Source organism: Pseudanabaena sp. FACHB-2040 (assembly GCF_014696715.1).
In the GTDB taxonomy this organism is placed as follows: domain Bacteria; phylum Cyanobacteriota; class Cyanobacteriia; order Phormidesmidales; family Phormidesmidaceae; genus JACVSF01.
In genome coordinates this window covers 241,069-250,841 of record NZ_JACJQO010000002.1, presented here as the reverse complement: position 1 = coordinate 250,841, position 9,773 = coordinate 241,069, and the positions used below count along the sequence as shown (strand labels likewise).

The following is a 9,773-nucleotide window of genomic DNA, read 5'->3' as shown; positions in this document are numbered from 1 at the left end:
AATGGCGCTGTGGACCCACACCGACTCCATCTCGAACTCGGAACGTGAAACGCAGCAGCGGCGAAAATAGTGAGGGGGTTGCCCCTTGTCAAAATAGCTCGATGCCTGGTCTACATTCCAAAAGCCCTCTTCCTTCAATGGATGAGGGCTTTTTGTTTGAGAGTGCAGTTTTTCAGCAGCAGTAAGCTTTTTTCTTGAAAGGTAGCTATCCGCACTTCGAGATTCGGTTCACACTCGGCAATTTATCTAGGGATTGTTACAGTAGATCTATGTAACAACGCTCTCTACACACCGTAATTTCCCACAGAGCGAGAATTGCTGAATTTGGAGAGGGCTTTTTCAAAAAGACTTCTCTGACACACAAAGAGTCTTTCTCTTTCCTTACTATTCATTGCATCATTGCAAAGCTGTTATAAATGACAAGCGATCTCCAGAAGTTGCTGGACATTTTGCCCCAGGATCTTCAGCAAGCTTTAGTTCATCACCCTAAGCGGGACACACTGATTGAAGTTGTTTTGGATTTAGGCCGCTTCCCAGAAGCTCGATTTCCTGGAGGTGCAGAGTATTTGTCTGAAACTGCTGTCACCCATGAGCACCTGCAGGCGTGCATTCAACACGTCAGTCTATTTGGTGGTGATAATCGGGCAGGGATTGAGCAGACTCTGCACCGCATCAGTGCTATTCGAAACCGGACGGGTGACGTTATTGGTTTGACTTGTCGAGTGGGTCGCGCTATTCATGGCACTATTGCTATGATTCGTGATTTGGTCGAAACTGGCCAGTCTCTTCTCTTGTTAGGTCGCCCTGGCGTTGGTAAGACGACTGCACTGAGGGAAATAGCTCGCGTGTTGGCGGATGATCTAAATAAACGCGTCGTGATAATTGATACGTCTAATGAGATCGCTGGCGATGGCGATATTCCCCATCCGGCTATTGGTCGGGCTAGGCGCATGCAGGTTAGTCGCCCGGAACTGCAGCATCAGGTGATGATTGAAGCTGTGGAAAACCACATGCCGGAGGTCGTTGTCATTGATGAGATTGGGGCAGAGTTGGAGGCGCTTGCAGCTCGAACGATTGCTGAGCGTGGAGTACAGCTTGTTGGTACAGCCCATGGGAACCAAATCGAAAACTTGGTTAAGAACCCAACCCTCTCTGATTTAGTGGGCGGTATTCAATCCGTAACTTTGGGTGATGACGAGGCACGGCGTCGTGGTTCCCAAAAGAGTGTTTTGGAGCGTAAAGCGCCACCTACCTTTGATATTGCGGTTGAAATGTTAGAGCGTCAGCGCTGGGTAGTCCATGAGAGCGTTGCAGAGACAGTAGATGCTTTGTTACGGGGACGACAGCCTTATCCCCAGGTCAGAACAGTTACTGAGAGTGGGGAAGTCATAGTCACTCAGGAGGAGCCCAAATCTTCTTCGGGCTCTCTCATCAGCCCTGCAGCTCGGTCTCGGCGACAGTCGGTTGGGCAAGTGCTCCCTTTTCACCACAAGGGCTACCAGCGAGATACTTTGGGAACTTGGGAGCCAACTCAGCAGCTTTCGTTAGCAGATCCGGCTCATAAGGCTGTGTTAGGAACTGGTGAATTGGATACTCAACGTTTGGTTAAGGCGGTTAACGGTCACAGTCTGCATTTGTATCCTTATGGCATTAGCAGACAGCAGCTTGAACATATTGCTACGACCCTAAAATTGCCGGTGGTTTTGGTGCGAGAGCTAGATGAGGCAGACGCGATTTTGACGTTGCCTGCTCACCGTAAAAGCCAATCTAAGCTGGAACGCTTGGCCAAGCAGCGACAAATCCGGATTCAGATTGCCAAAGGGAATACGGTGCTAGAAATTACTCGGGCTTTGCAGCGTTTGTTAGGAATAGATGCGCTAGCCAGCCTAGCGCCAGGTGAACTCAGCTTGTTTTCAGAGGAAGGTAGTGAGCATGAGCTTGAGGCGCTTGAAGAAGCTCGAATTGCGGTTGAGCAAGTGGTTATTCCCAAAGGTCAGCCGGTGGAGCTACTGCCTCGTTCAGCTAAAGTCAGGCGATTACAGCACGAACTGATTGAGCACTATCAACTCAAAGCGACTAGCTTTGGAGAGGAACCCAATCGTCGATTGCGTATTTACCCTGCATAGCCTGGTTTTGCTGACGGCTAAACGCTCTTCTTATATAGGCGGTTGTTTACTTCTATTAACTGAGAACAGGCTTTTGTTACGTTTTCGTCCATCTTGGGTCGGATGGGTTTGCTCGTTCTCAGCCTGACAATATCAATATGTTGGAACACTCAAAGCAACCCCTAGGACAACCTAGGGGTATTTTTTGCTGCAGAGGTGAGGACTCGATTTGACCTGCAGCGATTTTTCGGCTTTGCAAGAAAACCCACAAGGATTTTGGAGAAATTTAGCTGAATTTTGGAAAAAGTACAACGGTTTTGGGAGATCCCTTTCCAGAAGATGGATTGCCCTTTGCGCACAGCAGGCGCTCGCTGTTGGGTTTCAGCTACATGTCGCTAAGCCGATAGAGTCTAATCAGTTAATCGAAGCGATTGTCAGCCTGACCCACCGCTCTCAAAGCGGTGGGATGGGCAGTTTACTCTAGGCCGATTGAACTAGCTGATTAGGCGCTGGCAAAACCGCAAGCTGGGGCGGAATTCGAGCTAGTACAGCGGTTTTTAGTGGTTCGGGGCGGATGCTGTAGGGGAGTAGACCCTCAGGGTTGAGCGCATAGTGGCGAAGGCACTCGATGAGAGCGGGGGCAGCAGTCGCAGGCTGCAGATGGGCAAATAAGTAGGTGTACTTGCCTGCTGCAGAAAATGCAGCCATGCAAGATTTCTCACAGGCAAACATGCATCGAACTGGCTCAATAGAAACTTGATCGGGTAGCTGGGCTGTTGCCGCGAGGCGAGTTAGCTCCTCTAGGAGTTCTTGCCCGCCGCTTTTGCCTTGGGTCTGATCGTTGACGCGAACGGTGGCACATTGAGTGCAGACAAAAAGGGTATGTTCTGGTGTCATAAAACTCAAAGATTAGGACAACGCTAGAGATGCCGAGCGTAGGGTTGCGGCATCTCTCTAAAATTGACTTGGAGCAAAGATTACTTGTCTACTCTAGGCTTCTAGTGGCTGTGTCCGTTGTTAATCGTTTGGAGCTTAGGCGGTAGCGATGGCTTGGGCAAACGGGGAGTGGCTGAGCTGCAGCCAAACTGGCAGCGCAAAATAACTTGAGCACCTTCTGTACCTCGCAGATAGAGCTAACGGTATGCAGGTCGGCGGGCATTCTGACTCAAAGGCCGAAGCCTAATTACAGTTGCGGGACAGCGCCGGACTTGCACCGGACTTTCCCCAATAGGCATCTAGCTGACCGATAGTACCGGTGCCAAATGCCAGTCTCTAGCGGCTGCTCCCCGCTAGAACCGACTTAAGCCTTCCCAGCTTATACCAATTCCAGAAAAAAGTGCTGCAGGTAGGGGGTGGGAGAGTGGATAGGTGGTAGTGGCCATTTAGAGAATTGGTGTTAGCACCTGCGGGAGCTGTCGGGGCAGCCGTTGGCACCCTGTGATTAACCCAGCTATGGGCCTAGCAGTGGCAGAAATGGACTTACAAACATTGCAGCCTGGGTGCGATCGCGCAGTTCTAGCTGGCTCAGAATTCGGGTGATGTGGTTCTTAACTGTGCGCTCTGAGATATAGAGAGTAGCTGCAATTTCCCGGTTGCTGGCTCCAGATGCAATTAGGCAAAGCACTTCCCGTTCCCGAGTTGTGAGGCCTACTAGCTGGGGGGGCAGCTGGACGGGTGTAGCCGGTGGGGCAGGTGCGATCGCTTTTTCCAACAACCCTGGCCCCATTTGGGTATAGCCTTTGTTAATGGCTCGAATAGCCTCAGCCAGGTCATCCGAATGAGTATCTTTCAAAAGGTACCCTCGGGCTCCGGCCCGCATGGCTTGGGCCACATCCTCATTGTCATCAAAGGTAGTGAGCACCAGTACCCGCGTCTCGCTAAACTGTTGGCAGATGGCGCGAGTAGCCGCTACCCCATCCATTCCTGGCATACGCAGATCCATCAGCACCACATTAGGGCGCAGCGCCTCCACTTGGGCGATAGCCTGCATCCCGTCTGCCGCTTCTCCGACTACCTCTAAATCGGGCTTAGCCTCTAGCAGGCTGCGCAGACCCTGGCGAATGATAATTTGGTCGTCTACCAGCAGCAGGCGAATTGGATGGGTCATAGAACAATCCCCGGCAGCGGTAGTCTCACCGTAATCTGGCAGCCCTGGCCGGGCTGGCTGAAGAGCTGAAACTGGCCGCCTAGAGCCAAGGTACGCTCTCGCATGCCTTGCAAGCCAAAGCCTGTGGAGTTGCCCTCAGGGTCAAACCCCCGGCCATTATCATTGATCTGCAGCTGCACAATTTCCCCCTGCTCTAGCAGTTGGATGCTCACTTCGTCGGCCAGGCTGTGCCGGTAAATGTTAGTTAGCGACTCTTGCAAAATGCGGTAAAAAGCTGCTCGAAATTCCGCGGGTAGCGGGCGGGTCAGTGCCAGGGTGTAAGCAGGGGTAATGCCGGTCGTCTGCTGGAACTCTTTGAGGGAGGATGCGATCGCATCTTCCAGAGACTGACCTCGCAATGGGTCGGCTCGCAGCATAGAAACCGAACGCCGCACCTCCTGCAGAGCTCTAGCGCCTAAACGTTGGGCTTCCTGTAGAAAAGCAGCGGTTTTGCCAGCATCGGTTGGTAAAAATAGCTGAGCATTTTCTAGCTGAATACTCTGAGCTGTTAGGGTATGTCCTAACGCATCGTGAATTTCGCGGGCAATGCGATTGCGCTCCTGCAGCGTTGCCTGATCTTCAATTCTGAGCGCGTACTGCCGCAGCTGCACATTGGCCTGCAGCAGCTTTTCCCGGCTCTGACGCTCGGACAGCAGCGTGTTGATCAGCAGCAGGGTAAACAGCAGCGTTAGGCCAAAGGTTACCGCTGTATTGAGCTTGAGGGTAAAAATCGTTTGGGTCAACAGTTCGGGAGGCGGGAGCCGTCTGGGTGGCGGCGGGGCCATCGGCATCGGCTGAAACAGCATCAGCAGAAAAGCCCCAAATACCCCAATGGCCACCGTCAAGCGTCCTGCCTGCTGAAAGATCAGACAGCTACGCATGACAATAATCAGACCTAGTAGCGGGAAAAAGGCCGTTCGCCGGTTCAGCTCAAACGCTAAAAACAGTAGACCAAACTCTACTGCCGTATACAACACCTTGCTTAAAGCATTTTCCCTGGGCAGCTTCAGACCCATCAGCCCAAAACTAGCCAGAATCAGAACTGAGGAGAGCAAGCCCCACTTTCCGGCCGCAGCATGGGGCGTAGGTCGAATCTCACCCAGCAACATAATCCCCAGCAAAATCCATTCCAGGTAAAGCATTAGACGAAAGGAATGGTTGGGAAAGAGCCAGCGACGGTGCATAGGCAGGCAAAAGCGGGAGATCTGGAATGCTGACTGCAGCTTTCTTTAGGGTAGGGCAGAAGCAGTCCTGCTTTCTAGCGTCTAGTGGCCCGCTTTAGCGGCAGGTGGGCAGTACCAAAGTCCTAATTTCTCCAGGGAAGTAGGTACCAGCCGAATAGGGAGTTTGGGCTGATGTGAGGGGCTCTCCTCGGTTTCTAAGATTTGAACATCAAACAACGGTTTGTTCGACGTTTTTTTGCTCAAAGGACTTTTATGAACACTTGGCCCACCTCAATCAAAAACCAGATTTCGCCCAATAGACGGCTGCCCCTGCTAGCGGGTATGTTGGCGCTGGCGCTGGCAGCCACCCTTGCTCCAGCGGGGCTAGCCCAATCAGGTTCACTTCAAGAGTGTGGCGATCGGCAGGGGCAAAATCATTTGAACCTGACTACAGAGCAGCAGGCCCAAATGGACAGTATCCGGCAAGCCGAGCGACAGCAAATGGACACCATCTTGACCACCGAGCAAAGAGAGCGTTTAGAAACGGCTAGAACCAATCGAGAAAACCCTCGCCAAGTCTTTGAATCCCTTGGCCTGACAGAAACTCAAAAAACTCAAATGCAGGCAGTTCGCGAATCTGCTAGAGAGCAGATGAATGCTATCCTCACCCAGGAACAGCGACAGCAGCTAATGCAGCGTTCTCCCCACGGGCCAGAGGGTAGGTCTCCCGCAGGTGAGCAGCCCCAGTAAAGATTAAAAATTGACCAGGAAGACGCGCAGAGCCTGAATTCTGCGTGTCTTCCTGGTCTACTGTTCCCAATTCTTTAGCTGTAGAGTGCCGGAACTGAGTGAGGCTAAGGTTTGCAGGCTTGAATCGGCTGACCCAAAAAAACAGCTAGCTGCTCTATGCCGCTCTTCAATCGACGGCTGACTGTCATGGGGCTAACGCCCAAGCGCTCAGCGGCGACTTTTCGGGGCAGTTCCTGCAAGTACACCATTTCGATGATAGAGCGAGTTTTTTCTTCTAGCTGACTGAGGGCGTGCTGCAGCTGGGCGCGGTCTTCCTCCCAATGGAGCAGCACTTGAGCATGGGTATCGGGCAGCATGTCTCCCAGACTCAGTGGGGATGACTCGTGCTGATGAGTTATGCAGGCATCAAGGCTGAGGGGTGAGCGGTTGTGGTTAGCCACCTGCATTTCCTGCCACTCGGTCTTGGAAATGCCTAATCGGGTAGCAACTTCGGCATCTTTGGGATTGCGGCCTAGCTCATGGCTCAGTTCACTGCAGACCCGCTGAGCTGTCTTTTGTAGCTCCTGCCAGCGTCGAGGAATTTTTACGGCGCTGCTGCGATCGCGCAGGTAATGCAAAATCTCCCCGCGAATGTAGGGCACTGCAAATGAACTAAAAGCACAGCCCTGCTTGGGATTGAACCGTTCGATGGCGCGAATCAGGCCCAGATAGCCAATTTGTTCTAAGTCCTCAAAGGGCTCTCCACACTGATGGCAAAGCCGGTGCACAATCTTACGTACGAGTCCAGTATTGAGCTTGACTAACTGATTTCGCAAGTTTACCGAGGGGGCTTGATGGTAAGAAACCAGCAGATCCATCATTTTGGCAGAGCAGGGAGATTGGCTTTTCATGATTGCACCAAGGGAGCAAGAACATCCATGTGGGCCTATTGTCAGCCAAGAACACAGAGCCACAAACCCGTTGTTCTACGGGACTCTTGGAGGGTAGTCTAGGACGTCTCAGGATAAACACGGAATGTTTTAATTTGCCTGTAGGCTGCAGCACTGTCGCAAGGGATTACCCTTAGTTCAGCTCGTTTCCCCCAGGAGTTATTTCCTATGGCGACTGATTATGTTCTGTTTATCCACGGTGTTAAGAACCGCAACGAGGCAGAGTTTCAAAAAACGGCCCAGGGCTTGCTAAACAGCATTCGCCAGTCTATGAAGGACAATACCCGAGATCTCAAGCCAGTCTTCTTTTTCTGGGGCGATCTCAATGTGCAGCCGCAGCTGACGCTCCAGCGAGGGCTGGAAGCCTCGCCTGCTTGGAAAGGTGTGTGGTTTCAATCTTTAAGAACCACGCAAATTCTGGAATTTGTAGGAGATGCTGCTCTGTACTTGAGCCGTCACGTAGGTTCTCAAGTGGTCCGTCGCTTTCAGGAAACTGCCCTGGGTTCACTGCAGGGGGCAGCTCCAGGTGACCGGCTGCATCTGATTACCCACAGTATGGGTACGGTCATTTTCTTCGACATTTTGTTTGCAAGCCGGTGGGAAGATCCTCGGTTAGATGAGGATGCCAGCACCCGTCAGATTCGGCAAATTGTCAGCCAGATCCGGGATGCTCTCTTTGGGCTCGGTGCCCATCCAGGAGCCGGATTACCGGTTGCTAGCATTCCACGATGGGTTCGCCGATTGCTTTATTTAGCCTGCTATCGGTGACGGGAGAGAGTTCCCACGACCTCTCTCCCAATCTGAAGGAGTTTTTGCGGCGGCTCTTTAATCTCAGGCAGAATAAGGAACTGCTCTGGCACAACTTCATTCACCCGGGTGATCCGATTGCCTATCCTCTGAGTGGGGTGATTCCGCTGTTGCTGCCAGATAGCCAACGCTACGTTCGGGTGCGCGATATGTTGACCCAAAGAGGAAATCTCTGGAATACCCCGTTTCAGCAAACTTTGGTGCCGCTGTTGGGAGGAGGAGACGCCCACGGCAGCTACTGGAAGAGTGAGCTGGTTGCTAAGACCATTGCCGAGGTACTGCGGTAGGTCAATTGTCTCTCAGTAGCGCAGCCTGACAGCTTAACCCAATAGTGCAACCTACAGGGGTCAGTCTGACGGCTTGCAATGAGCTTTAACTGCCAGACTAGACCCCTACTCCAGACCCTTCAGCGGCTGACTTGGGCCGTTGAGGGCTGGTTTTGGTTTCCCCACTGGCTTTGCAGCTGTTCGATGGCCTGGGAATACTGTACGTCTTCGCCGGTGCCCAAACGCTCAGGATGGCTCCACAGTTCTTTTTGTTCATCTTCGGAGGCGTCAACCACGATATCGGGGGCGATGCCCAGATGGTTAATGTCTAAACCTGATGGGGTAAAGTAGCGGGCAATAGTGACGTTGAGACCAGAGCCGTCGCCTAGGGGATTGACAGACTGCACTAGGGCTTTACCGAAAGTTTGGGTGCCGACGACGGTGGCGCGGTGATCGTCCTGCAAAGCCCCGGCCAAAATCTCGCTGGCGCTAGCCGAGTTGCCGTTGACTAGGACTGTCAGTGGTAACTCGGTGAGAGCGGTACCGTCGGCCGCAATCTGGCGGGCGCTGCCGTTTCGATCGACAGTGCGGACAATGTCGCCTTCGCTGATCCACATGCGTGCGATCGCAACAGCCTGATCTAAGCGCCCGCCTGGATTGTTGCGTAAATCCAGTACAAACCCATCTACCTGCTGGCTTTGTAGGCTGGTGATGGCTCGCTGCATCTGCTCGGCAGAGTGGGCGTTAAATTGGGACAGCCGGATATAGCCTACTGAGTGTCCTCCCTCACGCCTTACGGCCGAATGTACTACCGGAACGTCGATCTTGGCTCGCGTTAGGGTCATGACGAAGGGGGCTGTGTCGTTGCGCTGCAGCAGCATTTGCACGGGGGTGCCCGCCTCGCCCCGAATCAAGTCGGCAGCAGCTTCTACCGTCATGCCCTGGGTGGGGGTGCCGTCGATTTGGAGAATGAGATCGCCTGCCTGCACTCCGGCCTCTAGTGCGGGGGAGTTTTCGATGGGCTGTACCACCATTAGAGTCTCAGTATCGCCATCAAGGGCCAACCGCATGCCTACTCCGACCAGCTCTCCTCGTGTTTGGTTTTGAAATGCCTGAAATTCGGTCGGGCTCATGAAACGAGTATAGGGATCATTGAGCTGCTGTAGGGCTTCTCTCAACGCCGCATAGGCTTCTTCCTGGGAGGAATAGTTGGGCGAAAGCAGCGTCTGCCGAACTTGCTCCCAGTCCACCTGATTAAAATCAGGATCAACGTATTCTCGGTTGATAATCTGCCAAGCCTGATCCAGAGTGGCCTTGGGACTGTCTTGAAGCGCGGCGCGAGCAATTGGGGCGAGGGCTGCAATGCTGACAAAGGCCAGAGAGGACGTCAGGAGCAGGGCTTTGCGGCTAGACGGCATAGGAGTCACCTGTAGTGGGGTGATACGGCGATTTTGCTGGGCGAAGAGGCGGGAAACACAAACCGGCATCTATCGTTAGATAGTTTCTATAAAACAGCTTAAGTGGGCCGGATTGCGAGGATGTGTCTTTTCTGACACAAAGCAACACTTGGCAGTAAGGTACCCAACTCTGCCTGTGGGCTAACTTTC

General features: G+C 52.9%; 10 protein-coding genes and 1 riboswitch. Of the genes, 5 read left to right on the top strand and 5 right to left on the bottom strand.

Annotation, left to right across the window (positions count from 1 at the left end; translation table 11 throughout):
• Window positions 1-416: 416 nt before the first annotated feature.
• Both H6G13_RS02955 and H6G13_RS02950 read left to right on the top strand, forming a co-directional pair.
• Complete coding sequence (locus tag H6G13_RS02955; protein ID WP_190481667.1) at window positions 417-2,126, top strand: R3H domain-containing nucleic acid-binding protein; 1,710 nt, start codon at window positions 417-419, stop codon at window positions 2,124-2,126.
• 208 nt (window positions 2,127-2,334) lie between these two features.
• Complete coding sequence (locus H6G13_RS02950; RefSeq protein WP_190481666.1) at window positions 2,335-2,589, top strand: hypothetical protein; 255 nt, start codon at window positions 2,335-2,337, stop codon at window positions 2,587-2,589.
• Here the strand turns inward: H6G13_RS02950 and H6G13_RS02945 are convergent.
• The 3 genes from H6G13_RS02945 to H6G13_RS02935 all read right to left on the bottom strand — a co-directional run bounded on the left by H6G13_RS02945 (window position 2,586) and on the right by H6G13_RS02935 (window position 5,435).
• Window positions 2,586-3,002, bottom strand: coding sequence for a DUF1636 domain-containing protein (locus tag H6G13_RS02945; RefSeq protein ID WP_190481665.1), 417 nt, complete (start codon window positions 3,000-3,002; stop codon window positions 2,586-2,588). The two genes, H6G13_RS02950 and H6G13_RS02945, sit on opposite strands and share 4 nt — an antisense overlap.
• A gap of 235 nt (window positions 3,003-3,237) precedes the next feature.
• Window positions 3,238-3,368: riboswitch (cobalamin riboswitch) on the bottom strand.
• Window positions 3,369-3,555: 187 nt separating this feature from the next.
• Window positions 3,556-4,212: a response regulator transcription factor gene (locus H6G13_RS02940; RefSeq protein ID WP_190481664.1), complete on the bottom strand. Its 657-nt coding sequence runs from the start codon at window positions 4,210-4,212 to the stop codon at window positions 3,556-3,558.
• Window positions 4,209-5,435, bottom strand: coding sequence for a sensor histidine kinase (locus H6G13_RS02935; RefSeq protein ID WP_190481663.1), 1,227 nt, complete (start codon window positions 5,433-5,435; stop codon window positions 4,209-4,211). The genes H6G13_RS02940 and H6G13_RS02935 overlap by 4 nt, the downstream gene beginning before the upstream one ends.
• 252 nt (window positions 5,436-5,687) lie before the next feature.
• Between H6G13_RS02935 and H6G13_RS02930 the strand changes: the two genes are divergently transcribed.
• On the top strand, window positions 5,688-6,164 hold the full coding sequence (locus H6G13_RS02930) for a Spy/CpxP family protein refolding chaperone (protein ID WP_190481662.1): 477 nt from the start codon (window positions 5,688-5,690) through the stop codon (window positions 6,162-6,164).
• 104 nt (window positions 6,165-6,268) lie between these two features.
• Here H6G13_RS02930 and H6G13_RS02925 read toward each other — a convergent pair whose 3' ends face one another.
• Window positions 6,269-7,054 carry an RNA polymerase sigma factor SigF gene (locus H6G13_RS02925; RefSeq protein ID WP_190481661.1) on the bottom strand — a complete coding sequence of 262 codons (786 nt, stop codon included), beginning with the start codon at window positions 7,052-7,054 and terminating at the stop codon, window positions 6,269-6,271.
• 207 nt (window positions 7,055-7,261) lie between these two features.
• On the opposite strand from H6G13_RS02925, the gene H6G13_RS28270 reads away from it, so the two are divergent.
• Together H6G13_RS28270 and H6G13_RS28265 are read left to right on the top strand one after the other, a co-directional pair.
• A complete protein-coding gene (locus H6G13_RS28270; protein WP_199305694.1) occupies window positions 7,262-7,861 on the top strand; it encodes a hypothetical protein in 600 nt (199 codons plus the stop codon).
• Window positions 7,822-8,187 carry a hypothetical protein gene (locus H6G13_RS28265; protein ID WP_199305693.1) on the top strand — a complete coding sequence of 122 codons (366 nt, stop codon included), beginning with the start codon at window positions 7,822-7,824 and terminating at the stop codon, window positions 8,185-8,187. Before H6G13_RS28270 ends, H6G13_RS28265 begins: the two co-directional genes overlap by 40 nt.
• 119 nt (window positions 8,188-8,306) lie before the next feature.
• Here the strand turns inward: H6G13_RS28265 and H6G13_RS02915 are convergent, their stop codons facing one another.
• Window positions 8,307-9,584 (bottom strand): S41 family peptidase, encoded by a 1,278-nt coding sequence (locus H6G13_RS02915; RefSeq protein WP_190481660.1) that lies wholly within the window; start codon window positions 9,582-9,584, stop codon window positions 8,307-8,309.
• Window positions 9,585-9,773: the final 189 nt, after the last annotated feature.